We start from the raw sequence: 26,073 nt of genomic DNA on the forward strand, positions 1-26,073 counted from the left end.
CGAGGGGGACGGATGCGCCGCAGGACCGGGATCGCCGCGACCGTCGTCGGCGCGCTGCTCGTCGCCGCCGGTGCCGTCGTCGTCGTGACGACACGCTCCGACGCACCCGCGGTCGCCCCGACCCGGGCGGCGGCGACTTCGCATCCGACGCCGACCCCCACGGCCGAGCCGCTGGCCGCCGTCCCCGCGGCGCCGACGCCGGCCGAGCTCGCCGCCCTGCCGCTGGCCTTCCACGACGCCGTCGTCCCGCGCCTGCTCGACGGGTCGACCGTCACCCCCGAGGACACCTTCCGGATCGCCACCCCGCGGCACGACCTCGTCGCCCTGTACGCGAGCCCGTCGTCGCGGGCCCGTCCGGTGGCGACGCTGTCCCACCGCGTCTCGACGATCGACCTGCCCGCCGCGACGGCCGTCTGGGGACGGTCACCGGGGGTCGACGGCGGCATGCTCCTCGTGTCGACGCCGGCACGGAACCGCACCCCCGGGGACGGCGGCACCGCCGAGGCCCCGAGCGCCACCTTCGCGTGGGCACGGGCAGCGGACTTCACCGTCCGCCCCACCGACCGGATGATCCGGGTGGACGTCGCGACGAGCGAGGTGTCCGTCGTCACGCGGGACGGCTCCGTCACGACCAGCGAGGCCGCTCGGCTCGGGACCCCGGAGGACCCCACCCCGATCGACACCGCCACCTACGTCGAGGCGGCCTACGTCGACACCCGGGTCGCGTACACGCAGGGCAACCCGATCATCCTGACCGGCGCGCACTCGTCGCGCATCCCGTCCTACGGCGGCAACGCGGCACTCACCGCGCTGCACTACTACCCCGACCCGACGGGCAGCTCGCACGGGTGCGTCCGGGTCTCGGCGGAGATGACCCGCACGCTCGCGGCGCTGCCCGTCGGCACCCCGATCCGGTTCAGCTGACGGGCCGCAGACCCAGGCGCTCCAGGACCTCCACGCTCTCCTGCTCCGGGGTGCGGTCGGCGGCGATCGTCAGGTGCGCCTCGTCGGCCTCCGGCGGCTCGAGCGTGTCGAGCTGGGACCGGAGCAGCGACGTCGGCATGAAGTGCCCGGACCGCTGCGACATCCGCTCCTCGATGAGCGCGCCGTCGCCCGCGACGTGGACGAACACCACCCCGGGCGCCCGCAGCACGTCGCGGTAGGCGCGCTTCAGTGCCGAGCAGGTCACCACCCCGTGCGTTCCGGCGTCCAGGTGCCCGCGGATCCACCCGGCGACGACGTCGAGCCAGGGCCAGCGGTCCTCGTCGGTCAGCGGGGTGCCGGCGTGCATCTTGTCGACGTTCGCCTGCGGGTGCATGGCATCGCCCTCGGCGAAGTCCCACCCGAGGCGTTCCGCGACCATCGCGGCGACGGTGGACTTGCCCGAGCCGGACACCCCCATCACCACCAGGACACGGGCATCGAGCGCATCGGTCTCCGCTGTCGGTCCGCTCATCGGATGAACACCCCGGCGAGCAGCACACCGAGCAGGCCGAGCACCGAGATGAGGCACTCGAGCACCGTCCACGTCTTGAAGGTCTGCCCCACCGTCGTGTTGAGGTAGCCCTTGACGAGCCAGAACCCGGCGTCGTTCACGTGCGACAGGAACACCGACCCGGCGCCGATCGCGAGCACGAGCAGCGACGTCATCGGCGAGGACAGGTCCGCGGCGATCGGCGCCATGATGCCCGCGGCGGTCACGGTCGCGACCGTCGCCGACCCCGTGGCGACCCGCACCAGGGCGGAGACGAGCCACGCGACGAGCAGCACCGAGATGCCGGACTCCTTCACGGCGTCGGCGATCACGCCGCCGATGCCCGTGTCGATGAGCACCTGCTTGAACCCGCCGCCGGCGCCGACGATGAGCAGGACCCCGGCCACCGGGGGCAGCGCGCTCTCGAGCGACTTCGACACCGCGGACCGGTCCATCCCGCCGCCGATCGCGAAGAACACCATGGCGTAGACCGCGGCGATCCCGATCGCGATCATCGGCGACCCGAGGAAGTCGAGCAGGCTCACCCACGAGCCGGCGGCGTCGGGCATCGTCGCCTCGCGGATCGCCTGGGCCAGCATGAGCACCACGGGCAGCAGGATGCCGACGAGAGCGACCGCGAACGACGGGCTGCGCGGCTCGCTGATGACGCGCGTGAAGTCACTCTTGCCGTTGGGCAGGGATGCGGTGTCCTGCGTGGCGGGGCCGCGCCGTGCCTCCCGTCCGGCGTGTGCCGGGTCGTCGCCACCGGTGGCCGATCCGCGCGACCCGAACATGTCGGGGACCGGGATGTCGACCCAGCGCGCCGCGAAGCGGGCGAAGACCGGTCCGGCGAGCACGATGACCGGGATCGCGAGCACGATGCCGAAGGCGAGGGTCGTGCCGAGGTCCGCGCCGACCGTCGAGATCGCGACGAGCGGGCCGGGGTGCGGCGGCACGAAGGCGTGCATCGTCGACAGGCCGACCAGGGCGGGCACGGCGATCTTCATGATCGGCACGCCGCTGCGCTTCGCGACGAGGACGATGATCGGGATGAGGAGCACGAGGCCGACCTCGAAGAACATCGGCAGACCGATGAGGGCGCCGATGAGTGCCATCGTCCACGGCAGCATCGCCTTCGACGACCTGCGGACCAGGGTGTCGACCACCCGGTCGGCTGCGCCGGAGTCGACGAGCATCTTGCCGAACATCGACCCGAGGCCGACCAGGATGCCGACGCTCGTCATCGTCGCACCGAAGCCGTTGCCGAAGCTCGTCACCGCCTTGTCCGGCGCGAGCCCTGCGCCGATGCCGACACCGAGCGCGCCGATGACGAGCGCGATGAACGGGTGCACCTTGAGCCAGGTGATGAGCGCGATGATCACGACGATGCCGAGCAGCGCCGCGATGATCAGCTGCGGGATCGGGCCGGACGGGTCGACCGTCTCGGTGCCGCCGGTCTCGGCCGCGAGCACGGTTCCGAGGTGGACTGGAGCGTGAGGCATCGGTGCCCCTTCCTGGAGCCGCTGCCGCGCGGCTCCGTCGCCTTGGTGTCGAGGGCGGGTGGCGTCGTGCTTGCTCGCCCGCAATAATCTGATTAATCAGACTACACGGGGATGTGCCGCGCGCCTCCCACTGTGCGTCGCAGTCTGCCGTTTCGATGAGCAGCGCGTTCCGCACCGTGCTGGTCGCGTCCTGCCAGCCCGTCCCGTCCGGAGGTCCCATGCCCCCCGCCCGTGGTCTCCACGCCCACGTGCTCGACACCATCGGGCAGCGCATCGTCGACGGCGACCTCGCGCCGGGCACCGTCCTGCGGCCCGAGCTCGTCGCGGACGAGTTCGGCGTGTCACGGTCCGTCGTCCGCGAGGCGCTCCGGGTCCTGCAGTCGCTCGGCCTCGTCGAGCCACGACAGCGCGTCGGGACGCAGGTGCTCGGGACCACGTCGTGGGAACTGCTCGCGCCGACCGTCATCCGGTGGCGCGGCGCATCGCCGGCGTACTTCGTGCAACAGCGGGAGCTCCTCGAACTCCGCCTCGGCGTGGAGCCCGTCGCGGCGTCGCTCACCGCCACCGGCCCCGGCGGCACGGACGTCCTCGACGCGGCGCAGGACATGCTCGCCGCCTGCGCAGCGGAGGACAGCCGCGCCTACCTCGAAGCCGACGTCCGCTTCCACCGGGCGCTGCTCACCGGCTCCGGCAACGCCGTGTTCGCCCACTTCGCGGGCACCGTCGAGGCCCTGCTGCGCACCCGCACCTCGGAGTCGCGGGACACCATCACCGGGTGGACGCGCTCGGCGGCGCTCCGGCACGAGGCCGTCGGGCGGGCGGTCGTCGCGGGCGACGGGGCCGCTGCATCGGCCGCGATGACCGCGCTCGTGCAGGTCACCCACGACGAGTTCACGGCGGAGGCGCCGCGGGGCTGAGGGGGCCGGGGCTGCGGGTCCGGGGCTGCGGCTGAGGCTGCTGTCGCCGTCGCCGTCGCCGTCGCCGTCGCCGTCGTCCGCCGGTGCTGTCGTCGCCGGTGCGCGCACGATTCGTCCCATCGCGCGTGGAATGGGAAGCGAGATCGCGCGTCGGAGGGCGGAACGACGGGCCTCCTACGCGCGGAAGAACCTCCCACGCGCTAAACGACCTCCTACGCGCGAAACGACCTCCCACGCGCGGAACGACCTCCCCCGCGCGGAACGACCCTCTCCGCGCGGAACGGCCCCCTCCGCGCTGCGTCCCGCGCCCCTACCGCCGCGCGAAGAGCCGGGGCCCGCGCAGGCGCAGGCGCATCGTCACCGTGCCGAGCCAGCGGTCGTACTTGTAGCCGACCTTGCCCATCCGCCCGACCTCCTCGAAGCCGAGCCGCTCGTGCAACCGGATCGACGCCTCGGCCTGCCGGTCCGCGATGACCGCGACCACCTCGCGCACTCCCGCCGAGCGGCACTCGTCGAGCAGGGCCTCCATGAGCGCCCGGCCGAGGCCCTTGCCGCCGGAGGCCGCCCCCAGGTAGATCGAGTCCTCGACGACGCGGTTCGAGCGGTCGCGGGGGTTCCACGGGTCGACCAGGGCGTAGCCGAGGATCTGGCCGGCGGGGTTCTCCGCCACCAGGAACGGCAGTGCTCGGCGGCGGATCTCGTCGTAGCGCTGCTTCCAGCCGGCGAAGGTCAGCACCGACGGGTCGAAGGTGACCGACGAGTTGCGGACGTAGTGCGCGTGGATCTCGCGGACGTGGGGCAGGTCGCCGGTCTCGGCCGCACGGATGCGGTACGTGAAGGCGGTCTCGGTCGGCGCCGGAGCACGCAGGTGTCGCGGCAGGACACGCCGTCGCTGGTATTCCTCCTCGAGCACGACGTCGAGCCTACTGAGCGGGCAGGGACCAGTCGACGGGCGTCGCGCCCTGTTCCTCGAGCAGGGTGTTCACCTGCGAGAACGGTCGGCTGCCGAAGAACCCGCGCGAGGCGCTGAGCGGGCTCGGGTGCGCCGACGCCACCACCGGGGTGTCGCCGAGCAGCGGGCGGACCGATGCCGCCTGGGCACCCCAGAGGACGGCGACGAGCGGCTTGCCCCGGCCGACCAGGGCACGCACGGCCTGGTCGGTGACGGCCTCCCAGCCCTTGCCGCGGTGGCTGCCGGCCTCGCCCGCCCGCACGGTGAGCACGCGGTTGAGCAGCAGGACGCCCTGGTCGGCCCAGGCCCGCAGATCGCCGTGCGGCGGCGGGGTCGTGCCGAGGTCGGACTCGAGCTCGCGGTAGACGTTCGCCAGGCTGCGCGGCACGGGCCGCACCGCGGGGTCGACGGCGAAGGACAGGCCGATCGGGTGCCCGGGCGTCGGGTACGGGTCCTGGCCGACGACCAGGACCTTGACGGCGTCGAACGGCGTGGTGAAGGCACGGAGGACGTCGCCGCCGGCGGGCAGGGTCTGCCGGCCGGCAGCGTGCTCGTCGCGGAGCCAGTCGCCCATGCGGTGGACGTCGCCCTCGACGGGGGCGAGCGCGGTGGCCCAGTCCGGGTCGACGAGGTCGGCGAGGGGCCGCGGCTCCACGGCGGCTACGCGCCCATGGTCGCGACGGCCACCGACTCGTCGCCCGCGACGACGCGCCAGACGCTGCCGGTGCCGCGGACCTCGAGGGCGCCCTCGCCGACGACCAGGGCGGTGTCCTCGTCGATGGCCAGGCCGGCGGTCACGAACTCGGCCTCTGCGCTCGCGACGAGCCGTGCGAGCGTGCCCGCCTGGACCGCGTGCACGTCGATCGTCAGGTCGACGAGTCCGAGTCCTTCCCGGAGCTCGACCTCGTCGAGACCCTCCGAGGCACCCTCGGGGCAGACCTCGACGCCGCCGATGCGCCAGCCGCCGACGAGGGCCCGGTCGGCCGCGATCATCGCGCCCGCCGAGTAGCCGAGGTACGGCAGGCCGTCGGCGACGAGCAGGCGGACCTGGTCGACGAGCGGCGCGACGGCGGCCAGGTAGTCGGGCGTGAGCCCGCCGGCGACCACGAGGGCGTCGACGTCGCTCAGGACCGTGGTGTCGAAGGCCTGACCGGACGCGACCTCGGTGGTGACGACCTCGGCGGCGCGTGCGCCGCCCAGGACCTCGGCGATGTCCGCGGTGGACGACGGGCTGGTGCCGTCCGCGCGGCAGACCGAGAGCAGTGCGATGCGCGGGACGGTGCGCCCCACGGCGGCCGAGCGCGCGGTGGCCTCGGCGAGGAACGGGGCGGCGGCGTCCGAGGCGGCGAAGGGTCCGCCGCCGACGAGGTGGATGCTCACGACTCGGCCGTCACCGGTGCGAGGGCACTCCAGGGGAACGTGATCCAGCCGTCGACCCGACGCCACACGTGGTCGGGTTCGAGGACGGTGCCGGGCTTCGAGTACAGGCAGGCGCTGCGGACGTCGGCCCCAGCGTCGCGGATGATGTCGACGACGAGGCGCAGGGTCCGGCCGGAGTCGGAGACGTCGTCGACGACCAGGACGCGCTTGCCGGCGAGGCTCGGCGCGTCGAGCGCCGGCGCGAGCACGACCGGTTCGTCCAGCCGCTGCTCGACGTCGGTGTAGAACTCGACGTTGATCGAGCCGCACTCCTTGGTGCCGAGCGCGTAGGCCACGGCGCCGGCGATGATCAGGCCGCCGCGGGCGACCGCCACGACGACCTCGGGCTCGAAGCCGGAGGACAGCACGTCCTTCGCCAGCAGGCGGGCGGCGTCGCCGAACTCCAGCCATCCGAGCACCTCGGGCCCGCTCGTCACGGTCACGGTCGACTGAGCCGGTGCCGTGGGCCCGGGCTCGCTGCTGATCGGCATCCGACAACGGTACCGGCACCGACCCCGCGCCCGCGACCCGCGACCGGACCCCGGGCGCTGCGCGCGGCAGGGCAGCCAGTGGCCGAGCAGCGGTCAGCGGCCAGTGGCCGAGCAGCGGTCAGCGGCTCGGACCGGGTGCGTCAGCCCTTCGGCGCCAGCGTGCCCCGGGCGAGCTTGTGCTGCGCGGACTGGGCGACCGGCCGGATCGTGATCAGGTCGAGGTTGACGTGCGCCGGCAGCTCGACCGCGTGCACGATCGCCTCGGCGACGTCCTCGGCCACGAGCGGACCCGGCACGTCGTCGTAGACCGCAGCGGCCTTCTCGGCGTCGCCGCGGAAGCGGGTGAGCGCGAACTCGTCGGTCTTCACCAGGCCGGGGGCGACCTCGACCACGCGGATCGGTTCGCCGTTCAGTTCGAGCCGGAGCGCGCCAACGAGGGCGTGCTCGGCGAACTTCGCCGCGTTGTAGCCGCCGCCGTTCTCGTACGCCACGAAGCCCGCGGTGCTCGTCACGGTGACGATGTCCGCACCCCCGCCGGCGCGCGCCCGCTCCCGCAGGTGCGGCAGCAGCGCGGCCACGACGCGCTTCGTGCCGATCACGTTGACCTCGAACATGGCGCGCCAGTCCTCGACGTCGGACTCCTCGACCGACGCGGACCCGAACGCACCGCCGGCGTTGTTGACGAGCACGTCCGCTCCACCGAGCTCCCCGACGCGGGCGGCGAGCGCCTCGACGTCGGACGCGCTCGTGATGTCGGCGACCAGGACGTCGGCACCGGTGGACGCGGCGAGCGCCTCGAGCTTCTCGGCGCGGCGGGCGACCGCGAGGACGTCCCACCCCCGCGACCGGAACAGCCGGACGGTGGCCGCCCCGATGCCCGAGCTCGCTCCGGTGACGACTGCGCGTCGTGCTGCCATGTGATCTGCCTCCTGGGTGAGTGGACGTCCACCGTACCGAGCGGCACCACGGACGCCACACCGATCCGTCCCACCCGAGCAGCACCACCAGCGGGCCCGCCCGAGCAGCACCACCAGCCGACCCCGCCCGAGCGGCACGACCCGCCTCCGCACCCGGACCGTCAAGGTCACGGTCCGGTAACGTGACCCGCGATGACGACGGACGCCGCTCCCCCCGCTCCCTCGGCCCCGGCGACGCAGCTCGAACCCGGCCGGGCACCGCGCCGTATCCCGATGTGGGACACCGCGCGGTTCGTCGCGGTCACGCTCGTGGTCATCGGCCACGCGATCCAGCGGCAGACGCCGGCGAGTGAGCACGCCCTGGCGCTGTACACGTTCATCTACGCGTTCCACATGCCCGCGTTCGGCGTGATCAGCGGGTACTTCTCGTCGGCGGACACCCCGACCGCCAAGCGGATGCGCCGGACGATCACCGACATCGTCGTGCCGTACATCATCATGCAGACGATCTGGACCGTGGTGCAGGGCATCGTCGAGGGCGGGAAGGACTTCAACCCGACGAAGCCGACCTGGACCCTGTGGTTCCTGCTGGCCCTGGGGATCTTCAAGCTGATCCTGCCGTACCTGGCGCAGCTGCGGTGGCCGCTGTTCTGGGCGGTCGTGTTCAGCATCGGGGTCGGCTACTTCGACAACGTCGACTCCACGCTGTCGCTGTCCCGCGCGATCAGCCTGCTGCCGTTCTTCCTGCTCGGCTGGCAGGTCAAGCAGTGGGGCGTGTTCGACCGCTGGTACGAGGCACCGCGCCGCATCGTCGTGCGGGTGCGGATCGCCGCCGCGGCGGTCTTCGCGGCGTGGGCGGTGTCGTGTGCGATCTGGATCCCGCAGTTCAAGCAGTTCGACCTGCACCACTGGTTCTTCTACGACGACTCGTACTCCGGCCTCGGCGAGGACGCCTGGTGGGCGGGCGGCGTGCGCTTCGGCCTGATGCTGCTGGCGACGCTGCTCACCGCGTCGTTCCTGCTGCTCATCCCCCGGCGGACGGTGTGGATCACCCGCTTCGGCGCCGCCACGATGTACGTGTACCTGCTGCACACGTTCGTGCTGTACCCGATCCGCGAGTCCGGCGTGCTCGCCGGGGAGCACTCGGCCTGGCCCTACGTGCTCCTGATGGTCGTCATCGCCTGCGCGGTGACCCTGTTCCTCGCGCAGCCGTTCGTGCGGCGCGGCATGCGCTGGCTGCTCGAGCCCCGGGTCGGCTGGTTGTTCCGCCGCGACGCGTGACTCCCCGCGCACCGGCCGGCGTCCTCGTCGCCTGACCGTCCTGCGTGTCACCTCCGTCGGACCGGTGCGCAGGCTCGGCCTGGAGGCACGGGTCGCCCCGGGCGCGCGCGTTACGTCGCGAGGCGGTCGCGCTGGTACCGGCGCGACCACCTGCGTACCGTGGCCTCCGTCGCAGCGCCGCACCGTGCCTCCCGGCCGGGCGCACCGCGACCAGCACCCGTCGACCCGAACCCGTCGACCCGCACCCCACGACCCGCACCGGACAGGAGCACCGAGATGACCGAGCACGACGCCGAGCAGTGGCGGTTCGAGACCACGCAGGTGCACGCGGGTGCGCAGCCCGACCCGACCACGGGGGCCCGGGCGACGCCGATCTACAAGACGACGTCGTACGTGTTCGCGAACTCGGACGAGGCCCGTGACCTGTTCGCGCTGGCGAAGCCGGGCAACATCTACTCCCGGATCATGAACCCGACGAACGACGTCGTCGAGCAGCGCATCGCCGCGCTCGAGGGCGGGTCCGGCGCACTGCTCGTGTCGAGCGGCCAGGCGGCCGAGACGTACGCGGTGCTCAACATCGCGGGCGCCGGGGACCACATCGTGTCGTCGTCGTCGATCTACGGCGGCACGTACAACCTGTTCAAGTACACGCTCGCGAAGCTCGGGATCGAGACGACCTTCGTCGAGGACCAGGACGACCTCGAGGAGTGGCGGCGCGCCGTCCGCCCGAACACGAAGCTGTTCTTCGCCGAGACCATCGGCAACCCGCGCATCAACGTGCTCGACATCACGGGCGTCAGCGACGTCGCCCACGAGTCCGGCGTCCCGCTCATCGTCGACAACACGATCGCGACGCCGTACCTCATCCGCCCCTTCGAGCACGGGGCCGACGTCGTCGTGCACTCCGCGACGAAGTTCCTCGGCGGCCACGGCACGGTCATCGGCGGGATCATCGTCGACAGCGGCCGGTTCCCCTGGTCGCAGCACGCGGACCGGTTCCCGGAGTTCAACACGCCGGACCCGTCGTACCACGGCGCGGTCTTCGCCGAGGCGGTCGGCAACGAGCTCGCCTACATCGTGAAGGCCCGCGTGCAGCTGCTCCGCGACCTCGGTGCGTCGAACTCGGCGGACACCGCGTTCGCGCTGCTGCAGGGCATCGAGACGCTGTCGCTCCGCATCGAGCGGCACGTGTCGAACGCCCAGGAGGTCGCCGAGTGGCTCGACCAGCACCCCGACGTCGCCACCGTCGCCTACGCCGGGCTGCCGACGTCGCCCTGGTACGCCGCCGCGAACCGCTACGCGCCGAAGGGCGTCGGTGCGGTGCTGTCGTTCGAGCTGAAGGGCGGCGTGCCCGCCGGAAAGGCGTTCGTGGACAACCTGCGCCTGTTCTCGCACCTGGCGAACATCGGTGACGTGCGCTCGCTCGTCATCCACCCGGCGTCGACCACGCACTCGCAGCTCACGCCCGAGCAGCAGCTCACCACCGGGGTGACGCCGGGCCTGGTGCGCCTGTCGGTCGGCATCGAGAACGTCGAGGACCTGAAGGCCGACCTCGAGGCGGGGCTCGCCGCGGCCCGCGCGGTCGCGCAGCAGGGACAGCGGGCGTAGCGCGCCGCGCAGCTCCCGCCGCCGCAGCTCCCGGGCACCGACTCGGAACGACGAGGTCGACGTCCCACGACGTCGACCACGTCGTCTGCCCGCCCGGGCGACGGTTGCCGACGGCGCGGTGCGACTTCCTCGACGTCGTGCGACGTCGACGATGTCGCACCCGCCCACGCACCGACCCGCCGACGCGCGGACCAGGACGACGCGAGCGCGGCCGCGAACCCGGCCCCGCGACGGGCGTGACGTAACACGGCGGCGGCGAGCCGTGCCTCCCGGCAGACTGGACGCACCATGGACTGGCAGACGACCCCCGAGGACTCCGTGCCGTCCACCCTGGTGCCCGGCTCCGAACTCGGCACGCTCGGCGGGCCGCCCGTGACCGGAGCCTGGCGGCCGGGCGACCACCCCGGCGAGCGGGCGTTCGAACCGCTCGGCGAGCAGTGGGTCCGTGGCGGACGGCTGCCGTCCGTCCGCGTGGCGTACGAGTCGTGGGGCACCCTCAACGCGGCGCGCGACAACGCCGTGCTCGTGTTCCACGCCATGACCGGTGACTCGCACGTCACCGGCGAGGCCGGCCCCGGGCACCGCACCGCGGGCTGGTGGGGCGACGTCGTCGGGCCGGGGCGGGCGATCGACACCGACCGGTGGTTCGTGCTCGTGCCGAACATGCTCGGGGGCTGTCAGGGCACGACGGGGCCGTCCTCGGTGTCGCCGTCCGGGGCGGAGTGGGGGTCACGCTTCCCGTTCGTCACGATCCGCGACCAGGTCGCCGTGCAGGTGCAGCTCGCCGACCGCCTCGGCATCGACGTGTTCGCGGCGGTCGTCGGCGGGTCGATGGGCGGCATGCACGCCCTCGAGTTCGCGGCGACCCACCCGGAGCGTGTCGAGCGGCTGGCGGTCCTCGCCACCACGGCGCAGACCACCGCCGACCAGATCGCGGCGAACTCGCTGCAGCGGGCGGCGATCCAGATGGACCCGGGCTTCGCCGGCGGGGACTACTACGAGGCGCACGCCGGCGAGGGGCCGCACCGCGGGCTGGCGCTCGCCCGTCGGATGGCGCTCATGACGTACCGGGCGCCGGACGAGCTGAACGGCCGGTTCGCGCGGTCCTGGCAGAGCGACGTCTCCCCGCTCGGCGACGACGGCCGGTTCTCGGTGGAGAGCTACCTCGACTTCCACGGCAACAAGTTCACCCGGCGTTTCGACGCGTCGAGCTACGTGACCCTGACGCAGGCGATGGACTCGCACGACGTCGGGGCCGGCCGCGGTGGTGTCGAGGCGGCGCTCGGGCGGATCACCGCTCGGACGCTCGTGCTCGGGGTGTCGAGCGACCGGCTGTTCCCCCTCGAGGACCAGCACCGGATCGCCGCCGGGGTGCCCGACACGCTCGACGGGGACGGCGCCGCGGTCATCGAGAGCGAGTACGGGCACGACGGCTTCCTCATCGAGCACGAGCAGGTCGGGGGCCACCTGCGTCGGCTGTTCGACAGGTGACGTCCGGGGCTCCTGCGGTGCGGTCGAGCGACGCGCCGTAACGATCCGGCAGCCATCCGACGCGACCGGGCGCGCCGAACACCCCCCAACGGGTGCCTCCCGTGGAATGATGGCGGAGAGCTCGGCTGACCGACGCTCGCTTTCCCTGCCACACCAGAACGTCACCAACCAGGACACCGATGGAACTCATCGCACAGGAACGCGACCGTTTGCTACGGTCGACGACCCGTGTCGTGGGCATCGTCTGCGCGCTCGTGAGCATCGTCGGCGTCGCCTCGGCACTCGCGGTCCCGCCGCTGCCGTTCGTCCTCGCGCTCCTGTGCATCGCCGCGATGGTCGCCGCCCTGGTCGTCTTCGGCCGCAGCGGCAGCGAGTGGTGGACCGCCGCCGTCCTGCTCGCCGGACTCGCCGCCATGACGGTGCTGTTCGCCGGCGTCGACGTGGACACCCGACCGATCATCGCGAGCGCCCTCGTGCCGCTCGCCGGCGGGATGGCGGCGCCGCTCATGGCGCAGCGCGGCAAGCCGATCGGACTCGGCATCACCGTCGCCGCCGGGGCTGGTGTCGTCGCCCTCATGGTCTGGGCGACGGGCGACCCGCTGTCGACGCCGGTCGGCGTCGCTGTCCTGGTCTGGGTCCTCATCGCGGTGGTCGCCGTCTGGATCGCCCGGAGCATCCCCCGTGTGGCCCGCCGCATCTACAGCATCGGCAACGCGCACCGCGCCGAGCGACAGGCGAGCGAGACCGAGGCGCAGCGGCGCCAGGGCGCGCGTCTCCTGCACGACACCGTGCTGGCGACCCTGACCCTCCTCGCACACTCCGGCGTCGGCGTCTCGGAGCAGGCCATGCGCGAGCAGGCCGCCGAGGACGCCCGGCTCCTGCGCCACCTGCGACTCGGCGCGACCCCGCAGCCGTCGCAGTCCGGCGACTACTCGCTCACGCGCGAAGAGGAGTCGCCCCTCGGGCAGACCCTCGAGTCGGTGAAGCAGCGCTTCGGCCGGATGGGCCTCGAGGTGAGCTGGCACGGCACCGGCCAGGTGCTCCTGCCGTCGAACGTCCTCGACGCCTTCCTGCTGGCCCTCGGCGAGTGCCTCGAGAACGTCCGTCGCCACGCCGGCGTCGGCGAGGCGCACGTCACGATCGTGCACGACAACGAGATGGTGCGCGCCATGGTGACCGACTCCGGCGTCGGGTTCGACCTCACCCACGTCAGCGCGGAACGGCTCGGCTTCAAGGAGAGCGTCGTGAGCCGCTTGCGCGAGGTCGGCGGGGACGCCAAGCTCTTCTCGGCGCCGGGTTCCGGCACCACCGTCGTCCTGGAGGCACCGCGATGACCCGGGTCCCCGAGGACACCATCGGCCGCGGCCTGCCCGGCGAGATCACGTCGTCCGCGCCGCGCACCCGCCGCGAGGCCCGCGAACGCACCCGTTCGAGCGAGCGTCGCCAGGCCCGTGGCCTGCCCTCGACGTCCACCGGAGCCCGGTCGCTCCGCCAGGCCGCGAAGCCCGGCGCCTCGCTCGGGGCCGGGTACCTCGGCCTCGGCGCCGCGATCCTCACCGCGATCGAGGCCGTCGCCGGCATCGCGTTCTTCCTGGCACGCTGGCCGGACGCGGCCAACCCGTGGCTGACGACCGCCGCGTGGGGGCTCTACGTCCTGGCGGCCGTCGGTGTGGGGCTCAGCGTCCTGACCTACGGCGAACGGCTCACCGGACCGGCCTTCGCGCTCATCTGCGTGGTCCTGGCCGGCGTGGTCGCCCTCGACTTCACCGCCGTGTGGGCCGAGCACGACATCGCGGCCACCGCTTCGGCCTCGGTCGCGGCGGGGTTCGCGCTGCTGCCCATCACGACGCTGCGGCCCGCACGCGAGGTCGCCGCGGCCATCGCCGTCCTCGGCGTCGCGTTCGTCGTCATGGCCGCGCTGTCGACGCCCATCACGCCCGAGACCCTGCCCGGGATCGTGACGCTCCTGGCGCTCGTGGTCGCGCCGCCGGCGATCTCCCTGCACGTGGTGCAGCGCTTCCGCCAGTTCGTGCAGCGCGAACTCGACCGCGTGCTCGTGCAGAGCAACGTGCAGGCGCCGCAGTTCGCCGTCGGCATGCTCGCCTCGGACGAGCTCGCCCGCCTCGACCTGGCCGCCGAGAAGCTCCTCGACGCCGTCGCGAACGGTACCGACCCGCTGCCGCTGTCCGACGCCTCGAGCTCCGTCGCCGCCTCGCTCGCCACCGAGCTCCGCCTGCACCTCATCGAGGGCCGCCGCGAGACCTGGCTCTACCACGCGATCACCGAGTCCGACCACCTCGGCCGCTCGGTGAGCGTCGCCGACCCCGCAGCCCTCGCCGGCCATCTGTCCCCCGCACAGCGCGACGGCCTGCTGCAGGCGATCTGGCAGATGGTGGGCGACGGCCGCACCGCGCAGCCCGGCATGCCCGTGGTGTCCGTCACGCTCGGCCCGGTCGGTTCCGACGGCCACCCGGTCAGCGACGAGACGATGGACGTCCCCGTGGTGATCGACTCGCGGGGCGTGCAGCGCCGCCGGCTCGGCCCGACCGCCTGGAGCGCCCTGGAGCGCATCGGCCCGTACACCGCGACGGTCCGCGAGGGCGCGCTGCACATCGTCGTGCACTGCGTCGTCAGCCGACATCCGTCGATGTAGCGGACACCCGTCCGACCTGCCCGTGACCGGTACGCGCGCCTCCTAGGATCGACTCGTACAGCCCCCGAGAAAGGACGCCAGCATGGCGACTCCAGAGGAACCCATCCGACTCGCACTCGTCGACGACCACAGGATGCTCCTCGGGGCCCTCACCGAGTGGATCCGCAGCGCAGCCGACGACATCACCCTGGTGGCCGCGGTCACCACCTGGCCGGAGCTGCTCACCAGCCCGGCCTTCCCGGTGGACGTGGTGCTGCTCGACCTGGACCTTAAGGACTCCATCCCCGTGTCGCTGAAGATCTCGACGCTCAAGACCGCCGGCGTGAAGACCGTCGTGATGAGCACCTACTCCGAGCCGAACGTCGTGCGCGAGGCCCTGGCCTCCGGCGCCCTCGGCTACCTGGTGAAGAGCGAGGACGCCGACATGATCGTCGAGGCGATCCGCTCGGCCCAGCGCGGCGAGCAGTACGTCTCCGCCGAGCTCGACCTGGCCATCAACAGCGGCGACGTCGGCGGCGTGCCGAAGCTCAGCGCGCAGGAGCGTCGCGTCATGGCGCTCTACGGCGGCGGCGAGCCGGTGAAGAGCGTCGCCTACCAGCTCGGCATCTCGGAGGAGACCGCGAAGAGCTACCTCAAGCGCATCCGCGAGAAGTACCGCGTCGCCGGCTTCGACGTCGGCACGAAGGTGGCGCTGCGGAAGCGCGCCATCACCGACGGCATCATCGTGCAGGACGGCAGCCCGCTGGGGCTGTAGGGGTGCGGCGCGCGGTTCTCGCTTCGCGCGCTTCGTGCTTCGCGCGCTTCGTGAGCAGAAGAGGTCGGGTCCTGTGTCGGGACCCGACCTCTTCTGCTCACCATGCGCGGACTGCCGCACCACGCGACGGACGGGAGGCGCGGGGCGGCCCCGCCACGCCTCGTGAGCAGAAAACGTCGGGTCCGGCGTCCAGACCCGACATCTTCTGCTCACCATGCGCAGCCTGCCGCACCACACGACCCACGGGAGGCACGGGCGGCCCCGCCACGAACCTCCCACCCGTCAGACGCGACGCACGCACGCTTCGTGAGCAGAAAACGTCGGGTTCGCCACCCGGACCCGACCTCTTCTGCTCACCATGCGCGGCCTGCCGCACCACACGACCCGCGGGAGGCACGGGGCGGCCCCGCCATGGGCCTCCCACCCGTCAGACGCGACGCACGCCCGCTTCGTGAGCAGGAAAGGTCGGGTCCGCCACCGAGACCCGACATCTTCTGCTCACCATGCGCAGCCTGCCGCACCACACCACCCACGGGAGGCACGGGGCGGCCCCGCGCCGAGCGACTGTCCCTCAGACCGTCGGGACCGGCGCCGTGATCGGGCCGGTCGACGCCCTCCGCAGCAATGCACGACGGGTGCTCCGCCGCTCGACGCCGTAGCTGATCATCGTGACGACGACGCCGAGCAGCGCGAGGCCGATGCCGAGCCAGCCGGGCGCGAGGAAGCCGAAGCCCGCGGCGATGACCGCGCCACCGAGGGCGGCGCCGAGCGAGTTGCCGATGTTGAACGCCGAGTGGTTAAGCGCTGCGGCGATCGTGCGGGCGTCCCCGGCAACGTCCATCAGGCGGGACTGCACCGCGGGCGGGATGGCCGACGAGGTCGCGCCGAGCAGGAACGCCCCGGCGAGGACGCCCCAGACCCACTGCGCGGTCAGGACGGTGAACAGGAGCGCGCCGATGAGGGCGAACATGCCGACGTAGATCGTGCGCTTGACGCTGTGGTCGGCGAGGTGACCGCCGAGGACCCCGCCGACGACCATGCCCAGGCCGACGAGCACGAGGACGACCGGCACGAAGGACTCCGGCATGCCGGTGACGTTCTGCACGAGCGGCGAGATGTACGAGTAGACGGCGAAGAACCCGCCGAAGCCGACCGCGCCGAGGCCCATCACGATCCACACCTGGGGCACGCGGAAGGCGCTGAGCTCGCGGCCGATCGTCGCGTGCTCGTCGCGGGGGCTCGTCGGCACGAACGCCGCCACCGCGACGAAGGTGAGCGCGAACAGGGCCGCGACCACCGCGTAGGCGACGCGCCACCCGGCGACCTGCCCGACCCAGGTGATGGCCGGGACGCCGACGACGTTCGCGACGCTGAGGCCGAGCAGCACCATCGCGATGCCCTTGCCGCGCTTGCCCGGCCCCATCATGTCGCCCGCGACGATGGATGCGATGCCGAAGTAGGCCCCGTGCGGCAGCCCGGCGACGAACCTCGCGACGAGCACCAGCCCGAAGGACGGCAACAGCGCGCTCGCGACCGTCGCCAGCACGAAGCCGACGAGCAGCACGAGGATCAGGCCCTTGCGCGGGAACCGAGCGGACACCGCGGCGATGGTCGGGGCGCCGACGACGACCCCGAGCGCGTAGGCGCTGACGAGCCAGCCCGCCTGCGCGATGCCGGCGTCGGGGTCCGCGCCGTACTGCTGGGGCAGGAGCGCCTGCGCGATGTTCGGCAGCAGGCCCATGGCGACGAACTCGGTCGAGCCGATGGCGAAACCGCCGAGGGCGAGCGAGACGAGGGCGAGGGTGCGGCGCGCCGGCCTGAGGGTGGTCATGGAGCCTGTTCTCGAGCGGGCGGGGCTGGTCGGTCCGGGGTCCGCTGTCCGGGTGCTCCGCGCCGCCGATCAGGCTGCGCGGTCACGTGCGGGACGTGGAGCCGGTCCGGGTTCAGCAGCGAACGGGGCGGTTCGGTCGTCGACCGACCGGTCCGAGCAGTGTAGACCGCTCCAACCCCTGATCGGAAGTCCGATGGCCGGTCCGCACCGTCGACGTGGTCAGGCCGCGCGGCGGTCCTGTTCGGCGGGGGCGCTCGACGCGGACCGCAGCTCGGGCAGCTCGTCGCGGTGCACCCACCCGGTGCCGCACTCGGCGCACGTCGCCCAGGCGTTCTCGCCGGTCTCGTCCGTGTCGATGACGACCGTCCGAAGGTCGCAGTCGGGGCACCAGCCGTCGTGCATCATCACGCGCTCCTCGTCGTCTCGGGGCGGGCCACCCGACGTGACCCGATGCGCCCATGAGACACCCGACCCCTGACATCCGACGGGCCTCCGTCGGCGTGTCGCGGTCCGGCCTGCGCTTGGATGTCGCCACGGACTCGACCATGACCGTCCTCGCTTCGTGCGCCGTGGGCGCGCCGGCGAACTGCGAGGACCGAACGGACCCGATCGGCATGCTCGTGGTGGGCGTCGTCGCCGTCGTGGTCGTCGCCACGCTCGTGGTGCTCCTCGTGGCCGGGCGGCCGGGCCGCCGCCGCGCGATCCCGGCACGTCGCCGCGGCCGGCGCTGACCGACGACCTGCGGGCACGGCGCCTGCGGGGCTACTCGCCGAGTGCTGCCTCGAGTCGGTCGAGCTTGCCGTCGATCTCGCCGGTGTGACCCGGCCGGATGTCGGCCTTCAGCACGAGGGACACCCGCGTGCCGTACTGCCCGACGGCCTCGGTGGCACGCTTGACGACGGCCATGACCTCGTCCCACTCCCCCTCGAGCTCGGTGAACATCGACGAGGTCCGGTTCGGCAGACCGCTCTCGCGGACGATGCGGACGGCGGCAGCGACGGCGTCGTGCACGGAGCCGTCCGACTGCGCAGCGGGACCACCAGAGGGAGCGACGGAGAAGGCGACGATCATGCGTCCATCCTGCCCCGCCGACCGTCGGCGCGCGCGGTGGCCGCGTGGGCGCCGTCAGCGCGCGAGCGAGCCGTCGCCCCGCGCGTCGACCGCGCCCGGCCCTCGCGCTCCGACGCGGCGTCCCGGCACCACGGCCACGTCGGGGCCGCGCAGCCCCATCCGCACGAGCACGACCACGGCCCAGACGAGGGCCGCGACCTCGAGGGCGTTCCGCACCGTGAGCACCACGAGGATCCAGGGCTGCAGCGTGAGCACCTGGTCGTAGAAGCCCGGGTAGACGAGCTGCGTCAGCACGGCGGTCGGCAGTGCGGCGATCGCCACCGGCACGAACCGTCGCGCGCTCGGCGATCCGGCCACCAGCCCCCAGACGACGGGCACGGCGAACCAGCCGATGTACTGCGGCGACCCGACCTTGTTCGTCGCGATGAGCGCGGCGACGAACAGCAGCGCGAGCACCGGCGCGAGCTCGACCCGTCGCGCGCCGCGGTGCGCTGCCCAGAGCGCGAGCGCGACGCCGGCGAGGACGACGACGGCCATCAGCGGTGTCGACACCGCCGCGGCCAGGTGGGTGCCGGCTCCGGAGACGCCGAAGGTCAGGATGTCCTGGTCGTAGAACACGGCGGCGCCGGACGCCCCGGCGGCGGCCGCCCACAGGAAGGGGGTCGCGAGCGGGGCCTCGATCTGCAGCCCGCGGCCGGTCTGCTCGGTCACGAAGGACAGCAGGTACGGCGCGCCACCCCACAGCACGTCGACGAGCACGATGAGCCCGGTGACCACGAGGGCACCGGTGAGCACCGGCCCGCGGTGTCCGCGGCGCAGCAGGAGCAGGACGGCGACCAGGGCGGCGGGCCAGACCTTCGTCCAGGCCCCGGCGGTGAAGAGCGCGGAGGCGACGGCCGGCCGTGTGACGACGAACGCGACGCCGATCAGCGCGAGCACGGTCGCGACCGTGTCGATGCGGCCGAGCGCGATCGGCCCGAGCGCGAGCAGGAAGACGAGCCACCACCAGACGACGCGGACACCGGGCGCCGTGCGACCGACCGGCCGGGAGCGCATCGGCACGCCCACCCGGAAGCGCCACAGGAACGCGCACGCCACCGCGTCGAGCAGCACCATGAGCAGCATCCAGCCCGTGGCGATCGAGGGGGTGCCACCGAGCGCGGCGGCGGCCATCGGCACGATCGCCAGGATCGGGTAGACCCACTCGCCGTCGATCCCGACCCAGAAGTGGGCCGAGTGGCCGGTCTCGATCCACCGTCGGTAGGTGATGGTGACGTCCCCGAGGGGCAGGTTCGCCGACGTCCAGGTGAGCCACCACAGCACGGCGTGCACGAGGGCGAACGCGGCCACGAAGCCCCCGAGCTCGATCCACCGCGTCCTCTGCACCGGACGAGCGTAGCGGCCGGGATCCACAGGTTCCCCCAACCATGACGTGTCACCGTTCTGCCCGTGACCACCGACACCCCGCGCAAGCGCCGCAAGGCCGTCATCTGGATCTCCGTCGTCGCCGCCGTCGTCGTCCTCGCCGTGGTCGGCGTGGTCGTCGGCACGAAGGTGTACACGAACAGCGAGAACGCGAAGGCCTCGGCCGCCCCGTCCGTCGCGGCCAGCCGTCAGGCCTCCACCCTCGACACAGCGGACCTGTCCGGGGCGTGGACCGTCGGCGGCGACTCCGAGGCCGGCTACCGCGTCCACGAGGTCCTCAACGGCTCGGACGTGACGGTCACCGGCCGCACCGACAGCGTCTCGGGCAGCGCGACCGTCGACGGCACGTCCATCACGAAGGCGACGATCACGGTGCAGGTCGCCGACATCGCCACGGACTCCGACCAGCGCGACTCGTACTTCCGCGACTCGGCCCTGGACACCTCCGCCTTCCCGGAGGCGACCTTCACGCTCACCGAGCCCGTCGCCGACGCGGTGCCGAGCGGTTCGGACACCAAGACGGTCCGCGCCTCCGGCGAGCTGACGATGCACGGCGTCACGAAGGACGTCACCGCGGAGCTCCAGATCGGTCTGAACGGCGACGGTGTCGACATCTCCGGATCGATCCCGGTCACCTTCTCCGACTTCGACGTGCAGGCCCCGAGCCTCGGCTTCGTCACGGTCGACGACTCGGGCGCGGTCGAGTTCCTGGTGCACGCCACCCCCGCGAGCTGACGTCCGCGACGCACGACGCGTCCACGACGCACCGCTCGCCGGCAACGCACGACGCGTCCGCGACGCACCGCTCGCCGGCAACGCACCGCACGTCCGTGGCGTGCGCACCGGCGGACGGGAGGCCCGGCGCCAGCTGGCACCGGGCCTCCCGTCCGCCGTGTGGTCACGTCCCGTCACGCGCACTCGTTGCGAGCGCATCTTCCGACCGAGCACGCGTCGATCCGCCGGTGTCCCGTCGGAACCTGTACGTGCATCTGATCCGTGTGCACGTTCCGACGGCGCACGCGTCGATCACCTCGTGGTTCGTCGGAAGGTGCACGCGCACCGACCGCTACCCGCGTGCGTCGCCGTCGACCACGAGGTCGCGGACGACGCCGGGCAGCGCCGCGACGAGCGCCGTCATCGGGAAGGGTCCCCCGCCGGACGCCCGCCGGGCGGCCAGGCCGTGCACCACCGCGGCGGAGGCCGCCAGGTGGGCGAGGTCGGACGGCGTCAGCGACGAGCCGGATGCCTCCGCCGCACCCTGCCGCGCGGCGACGAGCGCACCGAGCACCCCGCCGAGCACGTCCCCGGCGCCGGCGGCCGCGAGCCACGGCGTCGCCGACGAAGCGACCAGCCGCACGGAACCGTCCGGGGTGACCACGTGGGTCCGCTCGCCCTTGAGGAGCACGACGCTGCCGGTCTGCTCGGCGGCACGGAGCGCCGCAGCGGCGGGGTCGGCCTCGACGGACTCGCGGGAGTCGCCGAGCAGCGTCGCGGCCTCGCCCGCGTGCGGGGTCAGCACGGCGAGCGGCCCGAGGTCGACGAGCGGGATCGCGCCGGCGTCGACGACCACCGGGACGCCGTCGTCGGACGCGTGGCCGAAGGCGTCGGCGGTCGCCGGGTCGAGTTCGCCGAGGGACCCGGCCGAGATCCCGGAACCGACCAGCCAGGCCTGCACGCGGCCGACGCCGACGACGCTCTCCGGGCGGCGGGTGAGCACGTGGTCGGACGCGCGGTCGGGTCCGACGTAGCGGACCATGCCGACGCCGGTGTGCACGGCGGCGTCGACGCCCAGCACCGCGGCGCCGGGGTACCGGTCCGAGCCGGTCGCCACGCCGAGCACCCCGCGGCGGTACTTGGTGGACTCCCCGGTCGGCGCGGTGACCCACGCGGCGGCATCGGACGGACGGACGGGCACGAAGTCGTTCACCGCGCCCACGTTACGGTGGAGCGCATGAGCCTGTTCCTGCCCGGTCGCGTGGTGGTCTTCGACTACGGCGAGGTGATCAGCCGGACGCCGCACGCCTCGCGCGACGCCCTCGTCGAGCTGACCGGTGTGCCGGCCGACGAGCTGTTCCCCGTGTACCAGGAGCTCCGGCACGACCTGGACCGCGGCGACCTGTCCGTCGTGGCGTACTGGCGTGCCATCGCCGAACGGACCGGACGGACCTGGAGCATCTCCGAGATCCACCGGTTCTGGGCGGTCGACTTCACCGGGTGGTTCGAGGTCGAGCCGGCGACCCTCGAGATCGTCGAGGAGCTGCACGATGCCGGCACCCGTCTGGCACTGCTGTCGAACGCGGGCTTCGACTTCGGTGACCCGTACCGCCGCTCCCCGATGGGCTCGCTGTTCGAGACCGTCGTGGTGAGCGCCGAGGAGCACGTCCTCAAGCCCGACGCGTCCATCTACCGCGACACCTGCGCGCGACTGGGAATCGACGCCGCGCAGATGGTGTTCGTGGACAACAGGGCCGAGAACGCCGCCGGCGCGGAAGCGATCGGGGCGGTCGGCCACCACTACACGTCGTCGGCGTCACTGCGGTCGTTCCTGACGGAACTGGCCGAGCAGCCGGCGCCCGTCATCTGAGGAGTCCCGCGTGACGCACGCCCTGTTCGAACCGATCACCATCCGCGACCTGACCGTCCGCAACCGCATCTGGGTCTCGCCGATGTGCCAGTACTCGGTCGACGCGCAGGACGGCGTCCCGACGCCGTGGCACCTCGTGCACCTGGGCGGGTTCGCGAAGGGCGGGGCCGGCGCGGTCGTCGTCGAGGCCACGGGCGTCGTGCCGGAGGGGCGGATCACCCCGCAGGACCTCGGCCTCTGGAACGACCAGCAGCGTGACGCCTTCGCGCCGATCGTCGACTTCCTGCACGAGCAGGGCGCGGCGGCGGGCATCCAGCTCGCGCACGCCGGCCGCAAGGCGTCGACCTTCCGCCCGTGGGACACCGAGCGCGGCACCGTCCCCGCCGACCGGGGCGGCTGGAGCACCGTCGCACCCTCGGCCGAGGCGTTCGAGGGTTACGACGTGCCGCGCGAGCTCGCGACCGAGGACATCCGCGTCGTCGTGCTCGCCTTCGCGCAGGCCGCCCGCCGGGCCGTCGAGGCCGGGTTCGACCTGGTCGAGCTGCACGCCGCGCACGGCTACCTGCTGCACCAGTTCCTGTCGCCGCTGAGCAACCACCGCGCCGACTCGTACGGCGGCTCGCTCGAGAACCGCGCCCGTGCGCTCCTCGAGGTCGTCGACGCCGTCCGCGCCGAGGTCGGCGCGGGCTTCCCGATCGTCGTCCGTTTCTCGGCGACCGACTGGGTCGACGGCGGGCTGACGCTCGACGAGACCACGCAGGTCGCCCGCTGGGTCGCCGAGCACGGCGCCGACCTGGCCGACGTCTCGACCGGTGGCAACGTCGCGAGCGCGCCGATCCCGGTCGGCCCCGGCTACCAGGTGCCGCACGCCGCCGCCGTCAAGCGCGATGCCGGCATCGGCACCATCGCCGTGGGCATGATCTCCGAGGCCTTCCAGGCCGAGCAGATCGTCGCGACCGGCCAGGCCGACGTCGTGATGATCGGGCGCGAGATGCTCCGCGACCCCGGCTTCGCCCTGCGCGCCGCCGTCGAGCTCGGGGTGTCGGTGGACTACGAGCCGCAGCAGTACCACCGCGCCCGGGTGACGGCCTGAGCCCGGTTCCTGTACGGACTCTCGGCCGGGCGACGGAGCAGGCAGTACGATGAGCAACACTGTGGACGATCCCCCGAACAGTTCTTCGCCTCACTCATCCGTCGCTCACTCGGTGAGCTGCACTGCCTCGCGCCCGGCGGGAGGTGAATCATGAGTCCGATCGACGTCGTCATGCTGATCGGCGGCATCCTGCTGACGCTCGGCACCGGCGTGTTCGTCGCGTCCGAGTTCGCGCTCGTCAACCTCGACCGCGCCGAGGTCGAGGCACGCCGCGACCGCGGTGAGTCCGGCCTGTCGCCGGTGATCGGCGCGCTGAAGGTCACCTCGACGCACCTGTCGAGCGCGCAGCTCGGCATCACGCTCACCACGCTGCTGACCGGGTACCTGCTCGAGCCCTCGATCGCGAAGCTGCTCGAGGCCCCGTTCCTCGCGATGGACCTGCCGCAGGGCGTCGTCGAGACCGTCGGCTCGATCGTGGCGCTCGTCATCGCGACCCTGCTGTCGATGATCCTCGGCGAGCTCGTGCCCAAGAACTTCGCGCTCGCGCTGCCCCTGCAGACCGCGAAGCTCGTCGTGCCGCTGCAGATCGCGTTCACGACGGTCTTCAAGCCGGCGGTCGCGTTGCTCAACGGCACCGCGAACGCCGTGCTCCGGTCGATGGGCATCGAGCCGCAGGAAGAGCTGTCCGGTGCCCGCAGCGCCGAGGAGCTCACGTCGCTGCTGCGCCGATCGGCGTCCGAGGGGTCCCTCGAACAGGACACCGCGACGCTGCTCGAACGCACGATCTCGTTCTCCGAGCTGAGCGCCAGCGACGTGATGACCCCGCGCCCGCGGCTCTCGACCATCCGGGTGTCCGAGTCCGCCGAGGACGTCATCGCACTGGCTCGCAGGACCGGCTTCAGCCGCTTCCCCGTCATCGAGGAGGACGCGGACGACGTCGTCGGCATCGTGCACGTCAAGCAGGCCGTGGCGGTCCCGCGCGAGAAGCGCCCGGAGGTCCCCGTCGGCGCGCTCATGACCGACGCCGAGCGCGTGCCCGAGACGATGCCCGGCGACACCCTGCTCGCCGAGGTCCGCGGCCGCGGCTACCAGATGGTCATCGTCGTCGACGAGTACGGCGGCACCGCCGGGGTCGTCACCCTCGAGGACCTCGTCGAGGAGATCGTCGGCGAGGTCTCGGACGAGCACGACCGCGCCCGGATCGACGTCGTGCGCTCCCGTGACTGGCTGACCTTCCCCGGGCTGCTCCGTCCCGACGAGCTCGAGGACCGCGCCGGGGTGAAGGTCCCCGAGGACGGCCCCTACGAGACCGTCGGTGGCTTCGTGATGTCGACGCTCGGCCGGCTGCCCGTCGTCGGCGACGAGGTCCCGCTCGACGGCGGCGTGTTCCGCGTCGAACGACTCGACGGCCGACGGATCGACCGCATCCGGTGGACCCCGACGCCCCCGTCCGACGACACCGGAGCGACGGCGATCATCATCCCGTCCACCCGCAGCACCCCGAAGACCACGCCGGCGAAGACCACGACGAAGGGCAGCACCCGATGAGCTCGGACTGGTGGGGCATCTTCTGGCTCGTCGTCCTGTTGCTGGGCAACGCGTACTTCGTCGCGGCCGAGTTCGCCGTCATCTCCGCGCGCCGCTCGCAGATCGAGCCGCGGGCGGAAGAGGGCTCGAAGGCCGCACAGATGACCCTGTGGGCGATGGAGCACGCCACCCGCATGCTCGCCACCACCCAGCTCGGCATCACGGTCTGCTCGCTGCTCATCCTGAACGTCTCCGAGCCGGCGATCCACCACCTGCTCGAGGTGCCGCTGCACCTGACCGGCTGGAGCGTCGAGGTGATCGGCACCGTGGCCTTCGTGTTCACGCTGCTGCTCGTGTCGTTCCTGCACGTGGTGTTCGGCGAGATGGTCCCGAAGAACATCTCGTTCTCGATGCCGGACCGCGCCGCGCTGCTGCTCGTGCCGACGCTCTGGTACATCGGCCACGGCCTGCACTGGGTCATCGTCGGCCTGAACGAGGTCGCGAACGCCGTGCTCCGCGTGTTCCGGGTCGAGCCGAAGGACGAGGCCGTCAGCGCCTACACGGTGGAGGAGGTCCAGACCATCGTCGAGCAGTCCCGCCGCGAGGGCACGCTGACCGACGACGGCAAGCTCGCCCTGGCGTTCGAGTTCACCGAGAAGAAGGTCAAGGACGTCGCCGTGCCGATGGCCGAACTCGTCACCCTGCCCGAGGACGCCACCCCCGGCGACGTCGAGCGTGCGGTGGCGCAGCGCGGGTTCTCGCGGTACGTGCTCGTCGGCGACGACGGCTCCCCCACCGGCTACGTGCACGTGAAGGACGTCATCGACCTGCGCCCGGACGAGTTCGACGACCCGGTGCCGCCGAAGCGCATCCGCCAGCTCATCTCGCTCTACACCGAGATGGACCTCGAGGACGCGCTCGCGACCATGCGGGCGGCCGGCCGCCACGTGGCGCGCGCCTTCGACGCGGACGGCCGCACCACCGGCGTGCTCTTCCTCGAGGACATCCTCGAGGAGCTCGTCGGCGAGGTCGAGGACGCGACCCGACGCCGGTAGACGCGACCGGAGTACGGACGGGAGGCAC

At 72.7% G+C, this 26,073-nt stretch carries 26 protein-coding genes; 14 read left to right on the forward strand and 12 right to left on the reverse strand.

Annotated features, from left to right (window positions below; genetic code table 11):
- Window positions 1–12 precede the first annotated feature (12 nt).
- Window positions 13–924: a L,D-transpeptidase gene (locus DEI99_RS10110; RefSeq protein ID WP_111043125.1), complete on the forward strand. Its 912-nt coding sequence runs from the start codon at window positions 13–15 to the stop codon at window positions 922–924.
- On the opposite strand, the gene DEI99_RS10115 is transcribed toward DEI99_RS10110, so the two are convergent.
- The gene (locus DEI99_RS10115) at window positions 917–1,456 is read right to left on the reverse strand and encodes a gluconokinase (RefSeq protein ID WP_071297165.1); all 540 of its coding nucleotides are present in this window, start codon (window positions 1,454–1,456) and stop codon (window positions 917–919) included. The two genes, DEI99_RS10110 and DEI99_RS10115, sit on opposite strands and share 8 nt — an antisense overlap.
- Complete coding sequence (locus tag DEI99_RS10120; protein ID WP_220037193.1) at window positions 1,453–2,976, reverse strand: GntP family permease; 1,524 nt, start codon at window positions 2,974–2,976, stop codon at window positions 1,453–1,455. Before DEI99_RS10120 ends, DEI99_RS10115 begins: the two co-directional genes overlap by 4 nt.
- Before the next feature lie 218 nt (window positions 2,977–3,194).
- Between DEI99_RS10120 and DEI99_RS10125 the strand changes: the two genes are divergently transcribed.
- The gene (locus tag DEI99_RS10125) at window positions 3,195–3,893 is read left to right on the forward strand and encodes a FadR/GntR family transcriptional regulator (RefSeq protein WP_284180795.1); all 699 of its coding nucleotides are present in this window, start codon (window positions 3,195–3,197) and stop codon (window positions 3,891–3,893) included.
- Between the two features lie 310 nt (window positions 3,894–4,203).
- Here DEI99_RS10125 and DEI99_RS10130 read toward each other — a convergent pair whose 3' ends face one another.
- From DEI99_RS10130 to DEI99_RS10150, 5 genes are all read right to left on the reverse strand, one after another.
- Complete coding sequence (locus DEI99_RS10130) at window positions 4,204–4,806, reverse strand: GNAT family N-acetyltransferase (RefSeq protein WP_111042747.1); 603 nt, start codon at window positions 4,804–4,806, stop codon at window positions 4,204–4,206.
- 10 nt (window positions 4,807–4,816) lie between these two features.
- On the reverse strand, window positions 4,817–5,500 hold the full coding sequence (locus DEI99_RS10135; protein WP_111042746.1) for a uracil-DNA glycosylase: 684 nt from the start codon (window positions 5,498–5,500) through the stop codon (window positions 4,817–4,819).
- A gap of 5 nt (window positions 5,501–5,505) precedes the next feature.
- Window positions 5,506–6,225 carry a Type 1 glutamine amidotransferase-like domain-containing protein gene (locus DEI99_RS10140; protein ID WP_071256032.1) on the reverse strand — a complete coding sequence of 240 codons (720 nt, stop codon included), beginning with the start codon at window positions 6,223–6,225 and terminating at the stop codon, window positions 5,506–5,508.
- Window positions 6,222–6,755 carry a phosphoribosyltransferase gene (locus DEI99_RS10145; RefSeq protein ID WP_175472127.1) on the reverse strand — a complete coding sequence of 178 codons (534 nt, stop codon included), beginning with the start codon at window positions 6,753–6,755 and terminating at the stop codon, window positions 6,222–6,224. The genes DEI99_RS10140 and DEI99_RS10145 overlap by 4 nt, the downstream gene beginning before the upstream one ends.
- A 140-nt stretch (window positions 6,756–6,895) precedes the next feature.
- Window positions 6,896–7,672 (reverse strand): SDR family oxidoreductase, encoded by a 777-nt coding sequence (locus tag DEI99_RS10150; RefSeq protein WP_111042745.1) that lies wholly within the window; start codon window positions 7,670–7,672, stop codon window positions 6,896–6,898.
- A 192-nt stretch (window positions 7,673–7,864) separates the two neighbouring features.
- On the opposite strand from DEI99_RS10150, the gene DEI99_RS10155 reads away from it, so the two are divergent.
- The 6 genes from DEI99_RS10155 to DEI99_RS10180 all read left to right on the forward strand — a co-directional run bounded on the left by DEI99_RS10155 (window position 7,865) and on the right by DEI99_RS10180 (window position 15,459).
- Window positions 7,865–8,953: an acyltransferase family protein gene (locus DEI99_RS10155; protein WP_111042744.1), complete on the forward strand. Its 1,089-nt coding sequence runs from the start codon at window positions 7,865–7,867 to the stop codon at window positions 8,951–8,953.
- A gap of 276 nt (window positions 8,954–9,229) precedes the next feature.
- Entirely contained in the window at window positions 9,230–10,561 is a 1,332-nt protein-coding gene (locus tag DEI99_RS10160; RefSeq protein WP_071256039.1) for a bifunctional o-acetylhomoserine/o-acetylserine sulfhydrylase, read from the forward strand.
- A gap of 288 nt (window positions 10,562–10,849) precedes the next feature.
- Window positions 10,850–12,052: a homoserine O-acetyltransferase MetX gene (gene metX / locus DEI99_RS10165; protein WP_111042743.1), complete on the forward strand. Its 1,203-nt coding sequence runs from the start codon at window positions 10,850–10,852 to the stop codon at window positions 12,050–12,052.
- Window positions 12,053–12,231: 179 nt separating this feature from the next.
- Complete coding sequence (locus DEI99_RS10170; protein ID WP_111042742.1) at window positions 12,232–13,386, forward strand: sensor histidine kinase; 1,155 nt, start codon at window positions 12,232–12,234, stop codon at window positions 13,384–13,386.
- Complete coding sequence (locus DEI99_RS10175; protein ID WP_111042741.1) at window positions 13,383–14,705, forward strand: hypothetical protein; 1,323 nt, start codon at window positions 13,383–13,385, stop codon at window positions 14,703–14,705. Before DEI99_RS10170 ends, DEI99_RS10175 begins: the two co-directional genes overlap by 4 nt.
- An 82-nt stretch (window positions 14,706–14,787) precedes the next feature.
- A complete protein-coding gene (locus DEI99_RS10180) occupies window positions 14,788–15,459 on the forward strand; it encodes a response regulator transcription factor (RefSeq protein WP_058726372.1) in 672 nt (223 codons plus the stop codon).
- Window positions 15,460–16,030: 571 nt separating this feature from the next.
- On the opposite strand, the gene DEI99_RS10185 is transcribed toward DEI99_RS10180, so the two are convergent.
- The gene (locus DEI99_RS10185; protein ID WP_111042740.1) at window positions 16,031–17,290 is read right to left on the reverse strand and encodes an MFS transporter; all 1,260 of its coding nucleotides are present in this window, start codon (window positions 17,288–17,290) and stop codon (window positions 16,031–16,033) included.
- A gap of 219 nt (window positions 17,291–17,509) precedes the next feature.
- Window positions 17,510–17,695 carry a hypothetical protein gene (locus tag DEI99_RS10190; protein ID WP_071256072.1) on the reverse strand — a complete coding sequence of 62 codons (186 nt, stop codon included), beginning with the start codon at window positions 17,693–17,695 and terminating at the stop codon, window positions 17,510–17,512.
- 140 nt (window positions 17,696–17,835) lie between these two features.
- Between DEI99_RS10190 and DEI99_RS10195 the strand changes: the two genes are divergently transcribed.
- A complete protein-coding gene (locus tag DEI99_RS10195) occupies window positions 17,836–18,021 on the forward strand; it encodes a hypothetical protein (RefSeq protein WP_146247179.1) in 186 nt (61 codons plus the stop codon).
- A 31-nt stretch (window positions 18,022–18,052) separates the two neighbouring features.
- Here the strand turns inward: DEI99_RS10195 and DEI99_RS10200 are convergent, their stop codons facing one another.
- Window positions 18,053–18,361: a thiamine-binding protein gene (locus tag DEI99_RS10200; RefSeq protein ID WP_111042738.1), complete on the reverse strand. Its 309-nt coding sequence runs from the start codon at window positions 18,359–18,361 to the stop codon at window positions 18,053–18,055.
- Window positions 18,362–18,415: 54 nt separating this feature from the next.
- Complete coding sequence (locus DEI99_RS10205; protein ID WP_111042737.1) at window positions 18,416–19,747, reverse strand: glycosyltransferase family protein; 1,332 nt, start codon at window positions 19,745–19,747, stop codon at window positions 18,416–18,418.
- Window positions 19,748–19,810: 63 nt separating this feature from the next.
- Between DEI99_RS10205 and DEI99_RS10210 the strand changes: the two genes are divergently transcribed.
- Entirely contained in the window at window positions 19,811–20,521 is a 711-nt protein-coding gene (locus DEI99_RS10210; protein WP_111042736.1) for a YceI family protein, read from the forward strand.
- A gap of 331 nt (window positions 20,522–20,852) precedes the next feature.
- Here DEI99_RS10210 and DEI99_RS10215 read toward each other — a convergent pair whose 3' ends face one another.
- Window positions 20,853–21,713 carry an ADP-dependent NAD(P)H-hydrate dehydratase gene (locus tag DEI99_RS10215; RefSeq protein ID WP_111042748.1) on the reverse strand — a complete coding sequence of 287 codons (861 nt, stop codon included), beginning with the start codon at window positions 21,711–21,713 and terminating at the stop codon, window positions 20,853–20,855.
- A gap of 24 nt (window positions 21,714–21,737) precedes the next feature.
- Here DEI99_RS10215 and DEI99_RS10220 point away from each other — a divergent pair, with 24 nt between their 5' ends.
- The 4 genes from DEI99_RS10220 to DEI99_RS10235 all read left to right on the forward strand — a co-directional run bounded on the left by DEI99_RS10220 (window position 21,738) and on the right by DEI99_RS10235 (window position 26,045).
- On the forward strand, window positions 21,738–22,370 hold the full coding sequence (locus tag DEI99_RS10220) for an HAD family hydrolase (RefSeq protein ID WP_146247178.1): 633 nt from the start codon (window positions 21,738–21,740) through the stop codon (window positions 22,368–22,370).
- Between the two features lie 10 nt (window positions 22,371–22,380).
- On the forward strand, window positions 22,381–23,463 hold the full coding sequence (locus DEI99_RS10225) for an NADH:flavin oxidoreductase/NADH oxidase (RefSeq protein ID WP_111042734.1): 1,083 nt from the start codon (window positions 22,381–22,383) through the stop codon (window positions 23,461–23,463).
- Between the two features lie 150 nt (window positions 23,464–23,613).
- Complete coding sequence (locus DEI99_RS10230; protein ID WP_111042733.1) at window positions 23,614–25,011, forward strand: hemolysin family protein; 1,398 nt, start codon at window positions 23,614–23,616, stop codon at window positions 25,009–25,011.
- Window positions 25,008–26,045 (forward strand): hemolysin family protein, encoded by a 1,038-nt coding sequence (locus DEI99_RS10235; RefSeq protein ID WP_071256150.1) that lies wholly within the window; start codon window positions 25,008–25,010, stop codon window positions 26,043–26,045. Before DEI99_RS10230 ends, DEI99_RS10235 begins: the two co-directional genes overlap by 4 nt.
- Window positions 26,046–26,073 lie beyond the last annotated feature (28 nt).

This window comes from Curtobacterium sp. MCLR17_036, from assembly GCF_003234445.2.
In the GTDB taxonomy this organism is placed as follows: domain Bacteria; phylum Actinomycetota; class Actinomycetes; order Actinomycetales; family Microbacteriaceae; genus Curtobacterium.

Excerpts from the sequence above, each read along its gene's own strand:
- DEI99_RS10180 (WP_058726372.1), top strand. The coding sequence starts at position 14,788 with ATGGCGACTCCAGAGGAACCCATCCGACTCGCACTCGTCGACGACCAC.
- DEI99_RS10190 (WP_071256072.1), bottom strand. The coding sequence starts at position 17,695 with ATGATGCACGACGGCTGGTGCCCCGACTGCGACCTTCGGACGGTCGTC.
- DEI99_RS10155 (WP_111042744.1), top strand. The coding sequence starts at position 7,865 with ATGACGACGGACGCCGCTCCCCCCGCTCCCTCGGCCCCGGCGACGCAG.
- DEI99_RS10230 (WP_111042733.1), top strand. The coding sequence starts at position 23,614 with ATGAGTCCGATCGACGTCGTCATGCTGATCGGCGGCATCCTGCTGACG.
- DEI99_RS10145 (WP_175472127.1), bottom strand. The coding sequence starts at position 6,755 with ATGCCGATCAGCAGCGAGCCCGGGCCCACGGCACCGGCTCAGTCGACC.
- DEI99_RS10115 (WP_071297165.1), bottom strand. The coding sequence starts at position 1,456 with ATGAGCGGACCGACAGCGGAGACCGATGCGCTCGATGCCCGTGTCCTG.
- DEI99_RS10200 (WP_111042738.1), bottom strand. The coding sequence starts at position 18,361 with ATGATCGTCGCCTTCTCCGTCGCTCCCTCTGGTGGTCCCGCTGCGCAG.
- DEI99_RS10195 (WP_146247179.1), top strand. The coding sequence starts at position 17,836 with ATGACCGTCCTCGCTTCGTGCGCCGTGGGCGCGCCGGCGAACTGCGAG.
- DEI99_RS10120 (WP_220037193.1), bottom strand. The coding sequence starts at position 2,976 with ATGCCTCACGCTCCAGTCCACCTCGGAACCGTGCTCGCGGCCGAGACC.
- DEI99_RS10160 (WP_071256039.1), top strand. The coding sequence starts at position 9,230 with ATGACCGAGCACGACGCCGAGCAGTGGCGGTTCGAGACCACGCAGGTG.
- metX (WP_111042743.1), top strand. The coding sequence starts at position 10,850 with ATGGACTGGCAGACGACCCCCGAGGACTCCGTGCCGTCCACCCTGGTG.
- DEI99_RS10185 (WP_111042740.1), bottom strand. The coding sequence starts at position 17,290 with ATGACCACCCTCAGGCCGGCGCGCCGCACCCTCGCCCTCGTCTCGCTC.
- DEI99_RS10110 (WP_111043125.1), top strand. The coding sequence starts at position 13 with ATGCGCCGCAGGACCGGGATCGCCGCGACCGTCGTCGGCGCGCTGCTC.
- DEI99_RS10175 (WP_111042741.1), top strand. The coding sequence starts at position 13,383 with ATGACCCGGGTCCCCGAGGACACCATCGGCCGCGGCCTGCCCGGCGAG.
- DEI99_RS10220 (WP_146247178.1), top strand. The coding sequence starts at position 21,738 with ATGAGCCTGTTCCTGCCCGGTCGCGTGGTGGTCTTCGACTACGGCGAG.
- DEI99_RS10150 (WP_111042745.1), bottom strand. The coding sequence starts at position 7,672 with ATGGCAGCACGACGCGCAGTCGTCACCGGAGCGAGCTCGGGCATCGGG.
- DEI99_RS10170 (WP_111042742.1), top strand. The coding sequence starts at position 12,232 with ATGGAACTCATCGCACAGGAACGCGACCGTTTGCTACGGTCGACGACC.
- DEI99_RS10125 (WP_284180795.1), top strand. The coding sequence starts at position 3,195 with ATGCCCCCCGCCCGTGGTCTCCACGCCCACGTGCTCGACACCATCGGG.
- DEI99_RS10235 (WP_071256150.1), top strand. The coding sequence starts at position 25,008 with ATGAGCTCGGACTGGTGGGGCATCTTCTGGCTCGTCGTCCTGTTGCTG.